The organism is Clostridium sp. BL-8, assembly GCF_002006495.1.
Lineage (GTDB): Bacteria > Bacillota > Clostridia > Clostridiales > Clostridiaceae > Clostridium.
The window spans coordinates 43,066-61,083 of the sequence record NZ_LZZL01000023.1 but is presented as its reverse complement, the minus strand read 5'-3'; the positions used below and the strand labels follow the sequence as shown (position 1 = coordinate 61,083).

General features: G+C 30.2%; 13 protein-coding genes and 1 tRNA gene. 2 read left to right on the top strand and 12 right to left on the bottom strand.

From position 1 onward, the window contains the following. Window positions 1-25: 25 nt before the first annotated feature. Window positions 26-1,579, top strand: coding sequence for a GH25 family lysozyme (locus CLOBL_RS10005; RefSeq protein ID WP_077858894.1), 1,554 nt, complete (start codon window positions 26-28; stop codon window positions 1,577-1,579). A gap of 64 nt (window positions 1,580-1,643) precedes the next feature. After that, window positions 1,644-2,591 carry a polysaccharide deacetylase family protein gene (locus tag CLOBL_RS10000; RefSeq protein WP_077858893.1) on the top strand — a complete coding sequence of 316 codons (948 nt, stop codon included), beginning with the start codon at window positions 1,644-1,646 and terminating at the stop codon, window positions 2,589-2,591. A gap of 134 nt (window positions 2,592-2,725) precedes the next feature. Here the strand turns inward: CLOBL_RS10000 and CLOBL_RS09995 are convergent, their stop codons facing one another. From CLOBL_RS09995 to CLOBL_RS09940, 12 genes are all read right to left on the bottom strand, one after another. After that, window positions 2,726-3,577, bottom strand: coding sequence for a TIGR03943 family protein (locus CLOBL_RS09995; protein ID WP_077858892.1), 852 nt, complete (start codon window positions 3,575-3,577; stop codon window positions 2,726-2,728). Between the two features lie 137 nt (window positions 3,578-3,714). Then, window positions 3,715-5,328 carry a permease gene (locus CLOBL_RS09990; protein ID WP_077858891.1) on the bottom strand — a complete coding sequence of 538 codons (1,614 nt, stop codon included), beginning with the start codon at window positions 5,326-5,328 and terminating at the stop codon, window positions 3,715-3,717. 431 nt (window positions 5,329-5,759) lie between these two features. Beyond that, window positions 5,760-6,533 carry a TIGR03943 family protein gene (locus CLOBL_RS09985; RefSeq protein WP_077858890.1) on the bottom strand — a complete coding sequence of 258 codons (774 nt, stop codon included), beginning with the start codon at window positions 6,531-6,533 and terminating at the stop codon, window positions 5,760-5,762. Between the two features lie 34 nt (window positions 6,534-6,567). Beyond that, entirely contained in the window at window positions 6,568-8,169 is a 1,602-nt protein-coding gene (locus CLOBL_RS09980; RefSeq protein WP_077858889.1) for a permease, read from the bottom strand. Window positions 8,170-8,256: 87 nt separating this feature from the next. Beyond that, window positions 8,257-9,636: a DUF2334 domain-containing protein gene (locus CLOBL_RS09975; protein ID WP_077858888.1), complete on the bottom strand. Its 1,380-nt coding sequence runs from the start codon at window positions 9,634-9,636 to the stop codon at window positions 8,257-8,259. 375 nt (window positions 9,637-10,011) lie between these two features. Further along, window positions 10,012-10,104, bottom strand: a tRNA-Ser gene (locus tag CLOBL_RS09970). A gap of 299 nt (window positions 10,105-10,403) precedes the next feature. Next, window positions 10,404-10,853, bottom strand: a complete 450-nt coding sequence (locus CLOBL_RS09965) for a nucleoside deaminase (RefSeq protein ID WP_077858887.1) — start codon at window positions 10,851-10,853, stop codon at window positions 10,404-10,406. A 408-nt stretch (window positions 10,854-11,261) separates the two neighbouring features. Next, window positions 11,262-12,539 (bottom strand): hemolysin family protein, encoded by a 1,278-nt coding sequence (locus CLOBL_RS09960; protein WP_077858886.1) that lies wholly within the window; start codon window positions 12,537-12,539, stop codon window positions 11,262-11,264. Between the two features lie 377 nt (window positions 12,540-12,916). Further along, on the bottom strand, window positions 12,917-13,855 hold the full coding sequence (locus CLOBL_RS09955; protein ID WP_077858885.1) for a carbohydrate kinase: 939 nt from the start codon (window positions 13,853-13,855) through the stop codon (window positions 12,917-12,919). Beyond that, the gene (locus tag CLOBL_RS09950; RefSeq protein ID WP_077858884.1) at window positions 13,845-15,308 is read right to left on the bottom strand and encodes a sucrose-6-phosphate hydrolase; all 1,464 of its coding nucleotides are present in this window, start codon (window positions 15,306-15,308) and stop codon (window positions 13,845-13,847) included. The genes CLOBL_RS09955 and CLOBL_RS09950 overlap by 11 nt, the downstream gene beginning before the upstream one ends. A gap of 22 nt (window positions 15,309-15,330) precedes the next feature. Then, a complete protein-coding gene (locus CLOBL_RS09945; protein ID WP_077858883.1) occupies window positions 15,331-16,323 on the bottom strand; it encodes a LacI family DNA-binding transcriptional regulator in 993 nt (330 codons plus the stop codon). Between the two features lie 286 nt (window positions 16,324-16,609). After that, on the bottom strand, window positions 16,610-17,965 hold the full coding sequence (locus CLOBL_RS09940) for a sucrose-specific PTS transporter subunit IIBC (RefSeq protein ID WP_077858882.1): 1,356 nt from the start codon (window positions 17,963-17,965) through the stop codon (window positions 16,610-16,612). Window positions 17,966-18,018 lie beyond the last annotated feature (53 nt).

Below are 18,018 nucleotides of genomic sequence, written 5' to 3'. Positions count from 1 at the left end.
AGCAAAAAGGGAGTGACAAACTGTTTTGAATATTAAAAAGAAACTTGCTGTTTTATCAGTATTAACAATGTTCAGCTTGGTTCCAGCACTAGGTGTACAAGCCGCTACTGCTGATGCTAATATAACATCAACTATTGGCTGGAAAAGCGAAAATGGGGCTTGGTACTATTACAAGCCAGATAATACGAAGGCTGTTGGATGGATCAAACCTGATAATAACTGGTATTACTTAAAAGAAGACGATGGCAAAATGGCAACTGGATGGATTAAGGATAATGGCATTTGGTATTACCTAGATACAAGTGGTGCTATGGTAACAGGCTGGAAGCTGCTAAATGGTGACTGGTATTTTCTAACTGGTTCAGGAGCTATGGCAACTGGAATCCAGAATGATGGTTCAAACCTATACTATCTTAAAGATTCAGGCGCTCTAACAACTACTACTGGATGGATTAAGCTAAATAATAAATGGTACTATATTAATAATGGTGGAAAAGTAGCTACTGGCTGGATTACGGACAATAATAAAAAGTACTACCTAAAAAACGATGGAAGTATGGTAACTGGCTCTAATACAATAGATGGTAAAACATACACATTTAATGACAGCGGTGATTTAAAAACAGGCTGGATACAGTCAAACAATAACTGGTACTACTTTGATTCTAATGGAAATAAGGTGACAGGCTGGGTAACTCTTAGCGGAGTCAAGTATTACCTAAAGGATGACGGTACTATGGCAACTGGCTGGCTAAGCCTTGACGGAAGCAAATATTATCTACACACTGACGGCTCTATGGCTATAGGATGGGTTACAGTTGATGGAAGCGATTATTACTTAGATACAACTACAGGAAAAATGCTTACCAATACTACAAAAGATGGCTATAAGATTGGTGCCGATGGAAAGAGAACTGGAACTTCAAGTCTAAATACTGCTCCACCTTCATCTACTAATAATAGCGGTGGAAATACTTCCTCTGGTAGTACAAGTAATTCTTCTGGGCAGTATTACGGTATAGATATTAGTAATTATGATGGCACTATAGACTTTAATGCAGTAAAATCAAGCGGCGTTCAGCTAGTATATATAAAAGCAACTGAAGGGACAACCTTTATAGATCCATATTTACAGGTTAATTATAGTGGTGCTTCGGCTGCTGGATTAAAAACTGGTTTCTACCACTTCTTAGTTGGTACAAGCGCTCCAGAAACTCAAGCTGATAATTTCTATAATAACATAAAAGATAAGAGAAATGATTTGAAACCAATGTTAGACATAGAAACATCAGACTTTGATGTTATGGATTATACTTTAAGATTTATAGCTGAATTTAAAAAAGTAAGTAATATGAATATAGGTATATATACATATAGCAGTTTCATAAGTAATTTAGATGGAAGATTGTCTACCTATCCTTTATGGGAAGCAAACTATAACAATACTCCACTTCAAAATTTACCAACAAATAGCGTATGGTTTTCAAGAGTCGGGCATCAATATAGCGATACAGGATATGTTACTGGAATAGGTACTGATGTAGATTTAGATGAGTTTACAGGAGGTATTTTCTCATAACAGCTTTAAATTTAGAGGTAGGTAACTTAGTACAAAAATCATTTTGACATAAGAGGTATGAACTATGAAGTATGGACACAAGCATAATCGAAACAAAAATAAAAACAATAAAAAAGCTAAAATTACTATTTTATTTATTATTATTTCTATATTAGCTATAATAACTGGCACTATAATAACGCAAAGATTTTCAGCAAATACAAAAGCTGCCCAAGCACTTGGATCTGATAAAAATACTGCGTCTGGATCAGATAGCAATCAAAGTAAAAATGGAACAGATAGTAATTCACTTACAACTGAAAGTAATTCTGAAGTAGAAGATGCTGCCTTTGTAGAAAAATACTTAAATCAACAAATGAAGGGTCAAATGCCTGATGGAGCCGATGGTAAAAAAGTTGTTTATTTAACTTTTGATGATGGCCCATCAGAAACAGTTACTCCTCAAATATTAGATGTTCTTAAAGCAGAAAATGTACATGCAACTTTCTTTCTTATAGGAAAATATATAGATAAAGATCAAGCGAGCAAAGATCTAGTAAAAAGAGAATTTGATGAAGGTAATGCAATAGGTAATCACACTTATTCACATGATTATAACTATTTATATCCAAATGGGAAAATAAACTTAGATCATTGTATGTCTGACTTTGAGAAGACAAATCAATCTCTAAAAAATGTTTTAGGGCAGGATTTTTCAACAAGGGCTGTTAGATTCCCAGGTGGACAAATGACATGGGATAAGCAAGATCCTTCAGGAGCAAAATCTATGGATGATGCATTACATGACAAAGATATGCATCAAATTGATTGGAACGCATTATCTGGAGATGCAGAAGGTGCACCTAAAAATGCCGAGCAATTGAAACAGGAGCTCATAAAAACTGTGGCAGGCAGACAAAAAGCAATAATATTAATGCATGACACTTATGGAAAAGAACAAACAGCTAAAGCCTTACCTGGAATAATAGATTATTTAAAAGGACAAGGATATGAGTTTAAGGTTATAAAGTAATATTAGGCATATAAAATAACAAGTCCAAAGCTAGTATAAGTATCTTTCATCACAGGAAACTCAACGAGCATATGCAAATCGAGTTTTTCGTGATAGAAAATATTCTGGCAGATGGACTTGTTATTTTTTTATTCTTAAAATGGATATACGTAGGCAGCATCAGGATTTGGATCTTTTTCTATTTGCTCAGCAACTATAATTGGATCTACTTCAGCTCCAGAAGTTTCAGTTTTAATTTTTCCCTTTACTTTTATCCAGGTACCATTATCGTATGCTCCTAGCTTATTACTATCACATTCAATTCCTGCAACTTGCAGGTCTGCTGCACAACATACCATCATAAATCTGCCTAATATAAAGTTGTTTTCTTTTAAATCTAAATCCTTGCCTTTATATACGAAACCTGACATTTCTATTTCTTTGTCTTTATATTTATCAGGATTTCCTAGAATTTCATCAAGAGAAGTCACAAAATTTTTTATATTTATTTGTATAACATTATCTTTAATATCCAGCTTATTTTTATCAACTTTTCCTTCCCCATCACTTTCAACTTTTCCACTATATAATTCATAATCTGAGTTATCAGAAATTAAGTTACTCTTAAAATCAGTATTTTGACTTGAAGAGTTGTTTGAACTTGTAGCAGAATCAGTATTTGAAGCTGCATTAGAGTTCATATTTATATCGCTTGCTGCAACTGCTGAGCTTGCACTAGTATTTTGCATAAAAAATATCATTATTAACGGAATTATAAAAGTTATATAATTTTTAAGCTTGATTTTCTTTTTCTTATTACGACCACTGTCTGTAATTAAAAATAATGCGATTATAAACATTGATATCATTCCAAAGATTGCAAATGGGATCATTCTTGGGTGTACATACAGTATTATTTCATTATCCTTAATAATCTTAAAGTAAAATACCGAAAAACCAAGTAATATTAGTATCTTAATAATTATATCTAAATTTAATTTTTTCATCTTATTCATCTCCAAATTAATATTAAGGCACATGAAAATAAATAATGAGTCAAAAGTTATCATGGATATTTTCTATTTATTTGATTGTACCTAAGGCATCTTATAATAAAATATACTTATACTCAATTCTTAATATTCTACAATAATCTAAAATTAATGAGAATACTAAATGATACAACGAGAATCGCAAATATTAATTTAAGCACAAACTTCTTTTTAAAGCTTCCAAAAAGCATTATTGCATTTTTAACGTCCAGCATAGGCCCGACTACTAAAAATCCCATTATAGAATTCATTGAAAACTGCTTTAAAAAGCCTTTAGCAATAAATGCATCAGAAGTTGAACAAACTGAGAGTAAAAAAGCTAAAAGCATCATTAATAAAAGTGAAATTCTGTTATCCTTAGGAATAAACATATTATTATTTATGGATACTGTAATTTGAAAGATGCTAGATAAAAATGTACCAATAATCATAAATTTACCTATGTTAAAAAACTCATCTCCTGCATGAATAAATACTGCTTTTATCTTATCTAATTTCTTTCCAGAAGAAACAGAGCCATCATCGCAAAAACCGCAGTTGCAGTTAATTATTGTATCATCACTTTTTAAAATATTCTCATCTTTCTTTGTCCAAAACTGCATGATTAAGCCCACTAAAATAGAAATTATTATTCCAGCAGTTATCCTTGAAATCACTATACTTTTAGTGCCTTCAAAAGCATACATAGTTGAGATAATTGCTATTGGATTTATTATTGGTGCTGCCAGCATAAAAGTAACCCCTGCCGCTAATGGTATTTTCTTTTTAATAAGACCTTTAACAACCGGTATTGTCCCACAATCGCATATTGGAAATAATAAGCCTGCCAAAGCGGCAACTATACATGACAAAAAAATGTTTTTAGGGAATATTTTAATAAAAGTCTCTCTAGATATACAAATTTGTATGATTGCTGATACAAAACTCCCTACTAAAATAAAAGGAAGACCTTGTATTAATATGCTTATAAATACAGTGTAAAATTTTTTAAATTCATCTAAATATATATTCTGTGCATTAGTATCAGACATTGATACAGTGACTAAAAAGATAAATATAAACATTAATAAACTTACATAAAATAATGTTTTTAAATAGAAACCTTGCTGCTGATTAATTTCTATATATTCCTCTTGAAGAAGCTCTTTTATGTTTAATAATGAAGAATGCTCCAGAAGACGAGCTGTTTCATTAATGTTTCTAATTTCCTTTTGAATATTTTTAAATTCTTTTTTATTTAACTTATCAACATTATTTAGAACTATAGTATCACTATTAAAAATAAGAGGAACTAACATACCTCTCATATTTCTAAGAAATATAGAAAACTTTTTAACATCAATAACTGTTACTATATCATCAATTCTACATAACTTACTTATGCTTTTATCCTTAAATGTATCAATAACAGCATTTGAATTTTTCATACCATTTACTTCAATGAATATTCTGTCAGGAGAATGCTGCTTTATGATATTTTTTATATAATCTGCAGTAATATCATCATTTCCATCATTTTTTATTACAGTAACCTTATTTTTGTTTTTTGAGTTATTAAGGTCAGTATTTATTTCACATCGTCCGAATTCATCTTGAATAATAACAATAGTTTCATTTTTTAGTTCATCACCTTTAAGCATAGAATTTATAAAATTTGTTTTTCCAGATTCAAGAAAGCCCATTATTATTTCAACTTTTATATTCATAATTTACCTCGAAACATACTTTAAATAGATTTATACCTTTAAATATTTATGCTGTAATTAAAAATGTGCAATTGGCAATTATTGAATTTACTTTAGCTTTTATATACCTCCTTATTACAATGAATGTGGATTTGCTTAAACAAAATATATTATGTGTGAGACATTCTAACAAAACATATTTACATAATAATATTTTATATCTATGCTGCATTGGTGATTATTATGATTCAATAAATTAATGTAACACTTTTTTCTCACTCCATTCTGATAAACCCATTGATATAACTAAGTTTTAAAATCAAGATTTTTTATATTTTCAAAGACATAAATAAAGGGTGCCGTATACTTCCTCTCACTAGATACGTGAGGGCATGTACACAGCACCCTATTAAATATAGCTTTGAATCATAAAATATAATCCTATCTTGTTTTTAAAATGGATATAAATATGAAGTATAAGGATTAGGATCTTTTTCTATACTTTCTACTACTATGACTGGCTCTGCTTCATAGTTAACAGTTTCGGTCTTAATTTTACCCTTTACTTTTACCCATGTATCATTATCATAGGTTTGCAGGTTATTGCTATCGCATTTAATTCCTTTAACTTGTAAATCAGCTGCACAACACGCCATTACAAATCGGCCTATTATAAATTCATTAGCTTTTAACGTTGTATCCTTATAGACAAAACCCGTTATTTCTATTTCCTGTCCTTCGTATTTATCTGAATCTTCTATAAGCTTATCAATTGAATTTAGAAAATTATCAGCACTCACTTCAATAACATTATCATTTCTAAATAGCCCATCCTGTCCACCATTTTCCTTCTGTGAGTCAGAAGAATTAATATTATCATAAGCTAAGTTAGAGGCATTTAATATTTCATTTGAATTTGTATTTATTTCATTAGCTTTTATTGAAGAATCTGCATTAGCATTTTGCATGAAAAATATCATAATCAATGGAATTACAAAAATTATATAATTCTTAAGTCTCATTTTCCTTTTTTTCATATGATGTCTATCAGTAATTAAAAATATTGCAACTATAAACATTGCTATCATTCCAAAAATTGAAAATGGAATAATTCTTGGATGTACATATCTCAGTATCTCATCATCTTTAATAATCTTAAAGTAAAATATGGAGAAGCACACCAATATTAGTATTTTAATAATTATGTCCGCATTTAATTTTTTCATATGCTGCCTCTTTCATTTAGTTTATTGAGTACGTCTAAGCTAATTTACAATTAATCAGAACACTAAACGACACTACAAAAATAATAAATATTAACTTTAATACAAATTTCTTTTTAAAACTTCCAAAGAGCATAATCATATTCTTAATATCTAACATAGGTCCAACTACTAAAAATCCCATTATAGAGTTTATGGAAAATATTTTTAGGAAGCCTTTAGCAACAAAGGCATCTGAAGTTGAGCAAACTGACAGCAGGAAAGATAATAGAATCATTATTATAAGCGAAATTCTGCTATCATTTGTAATATACATATTACCATTTATAAGTTGTAAGCTTTGAAAAATACTAGATAAAAAAGTACCAATAATCATGAATTTACCCATATTGAAAAACTCGTCTCCTGCATGAATAAACACTGCTTTAACCTTTTGAAATTTGTTTTTTGCGTAATCATAGTCATCATTACAAAACCCACAGTCACACTTAGCTATATCTACATCACTTTTTAAAATCTCTTCATCCTTTTTTGTAATAAACTGCATAATCAATCCTACTAAAATTGCAATTACTATTCCTGTAGCTATTCGGTAAATAACTACAGCTTTCATTCCTGGAAATGCATATATAGTTGCAATAATTGCTATTGGATTTACAATTGGTGCTGCTAACATAAAAGTAATTCCTGCTGCTATAGGAATCTTCTTTTTCATAAGACCTCTAACTATAGGGATTGTCCCACAATCGCATATGGGAAATAGTAAGCCTGAAAAAGCTGCAATAATACAAGATAACATAATATTCTTCGAAAATATTTTAATAAACGTCTCTCTAGATATACAAATCTGTATTATTGAAGATACAAAACTTCCAATAAGAATGAATGGAAGTCCCTGAATCAATATACTTATAAACACATCATAAAACCTTTTGAATTTATCAAAATATACACCAGATATTTTAACATTTAATACTGTTAGTGTAAGAAAGATAAATAAGAGCATTCCAAGACCTACATATATAATGGCATTAGAAAATAAAAGTTCATTTCTTTTTATCTCCTCATATTCCTCTTTATCTAAGTTTTCACCGTTTGTTGCAGCAACATGTTTCATAATAGTGGCTGTCTCATTAATATTTTCAATCTCATTTTGTATATTTGAAAATTCCTTCTTCTCTAGCTGATCTGCATTATTTAAAATTATAGTTTCACTATTAAAAATATTAGTGCTGATTATACTTCCCATATTTTTAAGATACATGATAAAGCTTGTTGCATCAATTACATTTATTATATCAGTAACCTTGCATATTTTTTTAAGCCCTCTGTTATTAAAGATATTAATTATGTTACTTGAATCCTTCATGCCATTTGCTTCAATAAAAATTCTATTTGGAGCATGTTTTCTTATAATTTCTTTTATGAAATCTCCACTAATTCCTTTATCTCTATCACTTTTAATTACTATAATTTGATTTTGATTATTCAAATCATCTTTTATTTCACAATCCCCAAATTCATCCTGGATAACAACAATGATTTCACCCTGTAATTTTTCTTCTTGTAACATAGAATTTATAAAACTCGTTTTTCCAGAGCTAAGAAATCCACTGACTATTTTTATCTTTATTTTCATACTTCACCTCAACAAAGTCTATTCAAATTATTGATGGCTCTCTTTAATGTAAATGTTAAAACTTAGTCTGCATTAAAATTTTCAAATCTAATTAGATTTGAGTTCATCAATATGAATTGTAGTATACTCATCATCCTTAAGGGCTTTAGTTATTTTTTGCAGCGGTGAACTTTCATCATAGGTTACATTAAGTTTATTGTTGTTAGTATTAAAATCTACATATTTAAGTTCAACAAATGGATGATAATAAAAACTATGAAGTATATCAGGGTTTTCATCTTTTAGTCCACTAATTATAGATGAAGGATCTGAATCATGTACATATCCTAAAGGTGTTGGAACAAATAAGTTAGTGTCATTTAAATTATATATATTGGTATTATCTGTACCATTAAAAGGTTCATATACAAATTGGAAGTAATCTGCAATTATTTTCTTCTGAAGCTCAGTATCTAAATAATGCGGACTTTCGTAATAAGAAATAGGAATATTTAAGGCACTTGCGGTGTCAATCCCTTTTTCAATTACACTACGTGTTTCCGCCTCTGTATCATTTACATCCTTAGCGAGTTCTTCACCAATTCCACTTATCTCATTACCATGCTGATGAGTGTAGCCATGAAGTCCTATTTCGCCACCTTTATTAATAAAATAATCTAAAAGATCAACAAAACCTACATTTGTTATATTGTTATTTGTTAACAAATCATTATCAATATTATCAGCTGGCGATACAAATCTAGGAATCCAGCTAACATGAAATTTCATTCCTTGAGAATATAAAAGATTAGCCATTAATTTTATTTTTGCTTGGTTTTTATCTATTGCATAATTGCCACCACAGCCGAAGTCTTCTAGTCTGATTAAGGCAACTTTGTCACTATAAGATGTTGGCTCTTCATTAGGTGCTTTAACATTATTATCAAGTAAACTGATACTATTATTTTTAAAATCAAAAACAGCAATTAAATTAAATAATTTTTCTATATCTGAAATTGAAATATAATTAGTATCATCCTTATTTATTAAATTACCTCGAAGATAGCCTGTATTAGAATTTTTAATATAGGAATTTTGAGTTAGAGAAATTTTATTATCATTGTTGTATAATGATATTTTGTTATCTGAAGTGTCAAGCGTATAGTTTAATTTGCTGCAAATAAAACTAAGAGGGATGTAGTATCTTTGTGCCTTAAGCAGCATAGGAACATCTGTAATATTAGTTTCGTTTAAAATATTTAAGGTTACATTATTAACTTCGGTTATAGGCTCATCATCAAATTTAAGCTTTGGAGTATATACTGATTTAAAGCCATTATCTGGAAGTGAACTGGCATAAACCATATTATTTATTATAGTTGGATCTTTACTAAAAAACTTATAGTAAAAGATAGAATGAAAAAACATAAATATAGATAATATCATTGTTAAAATAGCGAAAGTCAATGCTTTCCTTTTCTTTTGCATAATTTTACTCTCTCCTTTTATGTATGAAATATAATTCCAAATACATATTATATTACAACTTTGTTACAGTTATTTGTCACAAATGTTTTATAATTTTCTAGTTTTATCTTATTTCAATAAAAAATGGTTTATTGCTAATTTTCTTATTGAAATACTTCTGTAAGATATATCGCTTCACTTATGTTAATAAACCTCTTACAAATTAATTTATACAACAAAATACGAAGTTTGTCTCTATTTTTTTACGATTCTATAAATATATATCATAAAATTTCCTAAGCTACATTAAAAATAATATTTTTAAAAGTCTTTACATAAAAAAGTACCTTAAAGTCAGCAAAACTAAGCTTTAAGGTACTTCTAATATGTACACATTGGCGGAGAGAGGGGGATTTGAACCCCCGGTACCTCATAAATAGGTACAATGGTTTTCGAGACCACCGCCTTAAACCACTCGGCCATCTCTCCTTATCCCCTTATTTGATTTTAATTATTATATAAATATATGTGATTTCAGTAAGCTATCATATAAGTCTAAGTTAAAAGCCGAATATCTATAGCAACAAAAAAGCCCGTAAAAGGAAAATGATGCTCCAAAAGTGAGAGTTTAAAAGTGAGCATCCAAAACAGCTAAAATATAAACTTCATCTAGTAGTATTTTACACTTTCTTTTTTAAAACTTTCTCTTTGAGCATCCTGTATATAGCTAATAGGCTTTCGTTCCAAGCCAATCATCATTTGTTAATTGTTAACTAATCCACCTATTATTATAAATCTTTTTTTCTCCTGTTGTCAAAAAATTCTGTTAGCATTTTTGAGCATTCAGAATCATACAGCCATTTAGCATTCACAAAATTATCTAGTCTCATATCGTCCAAGAGATTTATTACAGATCCGCATGCTCCCATATCCTTATTAAAAGTTCCTATATAAATTTTAGATATTCTGCTTTGAACAATTGCGCTGGCACACATTGGGCATGGCTCTAAGGTAACATACATTTCAGTCCCACTCAGCCTCCAGTCTCCAATATACTTTGAAGCTTCTTTAATTGCTAAAATTTCAGCATGAGCTGTACTGTCTTTTAAGGTTTCCTTTAAATTATGGGCTTTTCCAATGACTACTCCATCTTTTACAATTACTGCACCTACTGGAATCTCCCCATTACTCATCGCTATCCTTGCTTCTTCCTTAGCTAATTCCAAAAAGTCATTCATAATCCACCACCCTTTAGTTAGTTATGAGTGACAAGTGATTAGTTATAAGATAATAATAAAATCCACGAAATGGATTTCTAAAAACATATCCTTAGAAAAGCTGAAAGCTTTTCTTCCTAAAACTTGCCTCTTACCACTTATCACTTATTAATTATCACTTGCTTGCTTAATCACCTAAAATAAAATCTATACATTACAAATATTATTATCACTATTACATCTTATTGCATATAGTATAGTAATTAAAATCATACGCTTTATACTCATGTATGTCTAATTATAATTTTCAACCTTATAAAAATAATTAAACAAATAGAAGGGGTATTTCTAATCTCTTAGAAATATACCCCTCCTATCTTAATTTATCTAATCATTTCCAAAAAACTTGCGCTCATGCTTGTCTGTCTTTCACATATCATTAGCCGCCTGCTTTTCTTCAATATTAATAATCATTCTAACTTTTTTGATTCTATTCTTCACTATTTCTTCAGCAATTAGTTTTATACCATTTACTGTAACTTCCTCATATTCTTCCGGAACTCTTCCAAGTTCACCTATCATGAGCCCGCCGATAGAATCGAATTCATCTGAATCTATATTAAAGCCTATTAAATCACTTATATCATGAAGTCTAAGACTTCCATCAACAACATATTCATTATCATTTATGACATCAATAGGATGCTTTTCTTCATCATATTCGTCTTCGATATCTCCAACTATCTCTTCTACTAAATCTTCTATTGTAATCAATCCTACAGTTCCGCCATATTCATCTAATACAACAGCCATATGATTTCTTGTTTTTTTCATTTCCTTAAACAATTCCACGATTCTTCTAAATTCAAAAGTATATAATGGTTCCCTTATATATTTTGAAATATTAAAATCTTCTCTTATATTTTCAACCATAGCAAGATCTTTAACATTCAATACACCTATAATATTATCTATGGTCTCTCTATAGACTGGAATTCTTGAAAATTGTTCGTTTTTGAATATATGCATGACTTCATCATAGCTTGCTTCTTCATCCACTGAAACAATATCAACCCTTTGAACCATTGCATCTTTTACAAGAAGATCTGCAAAGTCAATTACATTAAATATCATCTCTTTTTCAGCATTTTCTAAAACACCCTCTTCTTCACTAACTCCAACTATAGTCCTTAACTCCTCTTCTGTTATAGAAGACTTGTCCTCACTAAAATCTCCTGCAAAAATTCTAGTAAAAAGTGAAGATATAGAAGTAAATATATAAACCAAAGGCTTAAATATTATTACTATAAATTTTATGGGTGTAGCAACCAATAAAGAAACTGTTTCGGCTCTCTGTTTTGCAATAGACTTTGGTGTTATTTCAGCAAAAATTAATACTAGAATCGTTATTATTCCAGTTGCTATTCCAACTCCTGTGTCGCCAAACAAATCAGTCGCAAGCACGGTAGCTACTGCCGATGCTGCAATATTTGCCACATTATTTCCTATTAAAATTGCTCCTAAAAGTTTACTTGGATCTTCAATAAGTTTTTCAACCAGTTCAGCTTTAGGAACTTTTTCCTCAACCATATGCCTTAATCTCATTCTGCTTAAAGACATTAATGCTGTTTCTGACATCGAGAAAAAACCTGATACTGCAATTAGTAAAACTAAGCTAAGTAACTGCCACGTATAAATGGGGTCCAAAAATGATCACTCTCCTAATAACTCAAATTTTATTTGTAATTTCTATTATATCACAATATAAATAAAAGTAATATAATTCCACTATTTTAACATTTATTTAATAATATATGTATTAGGAAGACTTTTAAATCATTCTTATTATCAAAATTTATTATAATAAGATATTTATATTATATGTAATTTCAAAAATTAATGTTATATAAATTTCAATGGTAAATTGCTATTACATTTAATATGGATAGATAAAGACTTATAATTTAAATTAGCAATATGATAATAAAATTTATATAAAAGGATATTTCATAGTAATATAATTTCTATACTATTACCTTGAAACATCCTTTTCATCTCACAGTGAAAATATTTGATTATTAAATTCATACCACTTCATCTAGTGTAGGCATGGAATCAATTGCTCCATAGTTTGTACACGTTACAGCTCCTACTTTATTAGCAAAAGAAATTATCTTCCTCCAAGCTTCAAAGCTTATGTTTCTCTTATCTTCAATCTCTGCTATCTGCTTTAAAACTGCCCCCACAAAGGCATCTCCAGCCCCTGTTGAATCTACCTGCTTAATTTTTATAGATGGAATTATCTCTCTTTGTCCATTGACACTTAGATATGTTCCTTCAGAGCCAAGGGTAACTGTTACAACTTTAACGCCTAAATCATGGAGTTTATTAACTCCTGCAGTTAAATCTTCCTCTTTTGTTATTAATATTAATTCCTCATCACTTAGTTTAACAAAATCACTTTCTTTTAAAAATTTAATACAGTCTTTAATAAACTCTTCTAATTTATCAGAAGTTATTAGCGCATCACGATAGTTTGGATCAAAAGACACATATATCTTATTGGCCTTTGCATAATCCAGTAATTTAAAATACGTATTTTTAAGTTCTCCTTCTAAAAATCCTGTTGCTGAGCCAAAATGAATAATATCTGAATTAGATATCTTTGATAAATCAATATTTTCAAAAGAATACGCTCCATCACTGCCTCTTAAAAAATCAAAGTTACGTTCACCATTTTCATCAATTCCAACTAAAGCAATTGTTGTGCTTCCTTTTTCTACTACCATTTCAGTATTTATCTTTAAATCCTTTAATAGCTCAATTAGATATTTTCCGAAGAAATCATTTCCCACCTGACCTAAGAAATAAGCATTGCCATCTAATTTTGAAATGCCGGCAGCAACATTCGCTGGTGCTCCCCCTGCTTTCTTTTCAAATTTTTCTCCATACTTTAATCCTTTATTGTCAACACAAACCATATCAATTAAAAGTTCTCCAATACAAAAGATACTACCCTTCATAGCACACACTCCTTAATTTCCACATACTTAATTGCTTTAGGTTAACTTCTTTATTATCATTCTCTATTTGAAGCTCTAAGCCTTCTTTCCTTGGGAAATACATTAAAGTCGTTACTTCTAATCCATCTTGAAAATATATCTCCATAATGGAAGCATCAATAAAAATATGTAACTTTAACTCTTTCTCAGCTTTTAGCTTAAACTTTCTAATTCCTCTACCACCCAAGTTCATATTATTTCTATCAATAACACATTCTTTAGCTTCCTTATCATACGTTAATAATATATGCTCCTCACCAAACATAAATTTAATTTTAGTATGCTTAACTTGACTGACCTCTAAATTTAATATTATTTCTGTGCATCTATTATTTAAATTTAACTTATAGGTATCACAAGTAAAATTCTTAAGATTAATGTTTTGAAGCTCCCTTAAACTCTTTATTTCATCTAAAGGCTTCTGATAAAGAATATTATCTCTATATTCTAACACTCTAGGTACAGTTAATGAATACATCCAGCCATATTCCGATGAAGGATAGTCATAATCTCTGTCTGGAAGTCCCGCCCATCCAAGCATTATATTCTTGCCATTGTGTTTAAATACTTGCGGTGCATAAAAATCAAAACCCATATCCAGCTCTTTAAATTCACTATGATTTTTTAATTCAACCTTTTCTAAATCTAAAGTTCCAACTATATATCCCGATTGATAAATATTTTGATATTTAAATTCTTCACTTTCCAGCCCTTGAGGCGAAAAAATAAAAACATCTTTATCTTCATTTAATTCAATCATATTAGGGCATTCCCACATATATCCAAAGCTTTCCATGGCTGTTTTGAGTTCACCAAGCAGGTCCCATTTCAAAGCATCCTTTGATTTATAAATTAAAGCTTTTCCATTTAAATTTTCTGTTTGAGCCCCTAAAATCATGTAATATAAATTATCTTTTATAAAAATATATGGATCTCTAAAATGAGCTGTATATCCAGGTGGCTGCTTTTTAATAATAACTCCCTGTTTTTCTACAATTCCATCTTTATGATATATAGCAACACATTGATAAGACTCACGCTCGCCCTTAAAACCTCTTACATTTCCTGTATAATATAACTTTAATTCATCATTCTTTACCAATGCACTTCCTGAATAACAACCATTCTTATCAAACCAATCTTTTGGTTTTAACATGATTTTAGGTCTTGTAAAATTAATAAAATCAGTTGTTGTTACTAATCCCCAGTGCTTTGTTTTATGCTCACAGCCAAATGGATTCCATTGATAAAAAATATGAAACTTATTATCATAATAGCTTAACCCATTCGGATCATTAATTAATCCAAATGGCATTTCAATATGAAAATTATTTCTCCATTGATTTTTTTCCTTATTGCTATAGTAATTATCCAATTTTTGATCTATTTCTTGGTACAATTGCTGGTTTAGCATCCTTTTCCTCTTTCCTCATTAATTATTTGGCATCTCTTACGCTCTCCCTTTCAATTAACTTTAAAGAGGTATCATTATTTTCTTCCAGCTCTTTTCCTTCAATCAAGTCCAAAATTCCCTGAGCTGTTTTCATACCAATTAATTCATAATCAAAAGCTACAGTTGTAAGAGTTGGATACGAAACACTGCCTATATCATATCCTCCAAAGCCAGCTACTGAAATTTCATCCGGTACTTTGATCTTATTTTCATGTAAATATCTAAGTACTCCAAGGCAGATATTATCTGTAGCGCAAACTATAGCTGTAGGTTCATATTTTAATATCTCCTCTGTTTCATTGTATGCACTTATAAAAGAGAAATCTGTTTCTACAAATTGAACTTTACAACCTGGATTATCCTCTTTTACAGCATCAATAAAGCCAATTTTACGATCAACTCCTACAGCTTTATCCCATTCGTTTACACCCAAAAATACTATATTTTTATGATTTTTACTTTTAAAATAGCTTCCCATTATTCTTCCAGCTTCATAGTCATCTATTTTTATATAATTAATAAACTCATTTTTTTGCCCTGAAAAAATTGTTGGTATTCTAAGTTTACTTGTTATTTCAACATGCTTTTTGGTTATTGCCATTGAATTAATAATTATACCGTCAACTCCCTGCTGGTTTAAGCTATTAATGTTAGACAATTCCTTTTCAATGTCCAACTCACTAATTAAAATAATACCTTGATAGTCGTTTTCTTTTAACTTTTTATTAACTCCGTTCAAAAACTTACCTACTGTAACAGAATCAATCCTTGGTATTACAATACCGATTAATCCGCTTTTCTTAGTTTTCAATCTCTTCGCAAAAAAGTTAGTTTCAAAGCCCGTTTTTTCAATTGCTTCTTTTATCTTTTTTCCATTCTCTTCGCTTACATATCCATTATTTAAATATCTCGAAACACTACTTTTAGACACGTTGGCCATATTAGCAATATCTTGAATTGTAACTTTTCGCTCCATACTATCCTCCAAATAAGTTTTAGGTATGTAAAAAATAATAGATCAACATCTATTATTTTAATTGTACCTTCATAATATTATTATATATCATTATTACATATTATTAAAAATAACTTATTGTATAGTATAGAACTTATGAGTTTTGTCTCTGCTGCAGGTTTTACTGATCCTTATACGTCAAGATAGATCTAGCAATTATACATATTTTTCGCTAAATCTATCTAATTTGAAGTTCTTTACACCCTCATTCTATTTTGAGGCATGTACCTTTTTACGGACACATGACTTATTCTTCTGATTTAAAAAAGAAGTAAGTTAAACAAAAAGCTACTGCCATTGCTACAGCATTAACTAATAGGTAGCTTGGTAAGTTATTCACATATAAAAGCATACCTGGAATTGCTGTGATTCCCATTCCTGTTCCTGCTAAATTTAGCATTGCTGCAAGCATACCACCGGCAGCTCCACCTACACATCCAAAAGCAAATGGTTTTATGAATCTTAAATTAACTCCAAAAATTGCTGGTTCAGTAATTCCTAAAAATGCTGGAATAGCTGATGATATATATAATGAACGCTTCTTTTTATCCCTTGTCTTAAATGCCACTGCTAAAGCTGCTGCTCCTTGTGCAACAATACCACAAGTTATTATTGCATTAAAGGCGTCTTTACCTGTACTAGCTAATAGTTCAACTTCTAAAGCATTTAACGCATGATGAACTCCAGTAACAACTATAAGCTGATGAACTCCTCCAATTATTAATCCCCCAACTCCAAATGGAAGACCCATAAATGCCTTAATTGCTCCAAATATTAGTTGTTCAGCATTATGCATGATTGGACCTACTATCAGTAATCCTAATATCATTGAGAATAGCAATGTTATAAATGGTGTAATTATTAAATCTAATACATCTGGTACTACCTTTTTAAGTGCTTTTTGAGTTTTAGCTGCAATAATTCCAAGTACTAATGCTGGTAATACAGATCCTTGATATCCCACAACCGGAACTGTTAATCCAAGTATAGAAAGATATATTGGCTGAGCTGTCCCACCAGCTACAGCATAGGCATTTGGCAAACTTGGTGATACGAGCATCAAACCGATTACTATGCCTATAACTGGAGTTCCACCAAACTTCTTCATTGTTGACCAAGCAACTAAGGCTGGCAGGAATGCAAATGCGGTATCTGTTAATACCTGAGTGAAAAGAACAAAGTTATCGCTCATTTGAACTCCTAAATTTTGTAGTAGTCCTCTTAATCCCATAAACAATCCTGTTGCTACTAGCACTGGAATTATCGGAACGAATACATCACCAAAAGTTCTAGATACCTTTTGAACTAAGCTCATCTGACTATAAGCTTCTTCTTTGTTATTTCCAGTAAGTAAATCTGAGTTTTGTCCAACTATAACATCATATACTTTGTTTACAAATCCTGTCCCAAGAATTATTTGATATTGAGCTGCTGCAAAAAACTGTCCTTTTACACCATCAATATTTTCAATTGCTTTTTCATCGATCTTTTCTTTGTCTTTAAGTATAAGTCTTAACCTAGTTGCACAATGTTCTATTGATTTAATATTTTCTTTCCCCCCAATATGCTCCAAAATCTCTTTTGCGACTATTTGTTCCTTCATCATACATCCTCCTTATTTTAACTCAAACCGTTTTCATATTTATATGATACCAG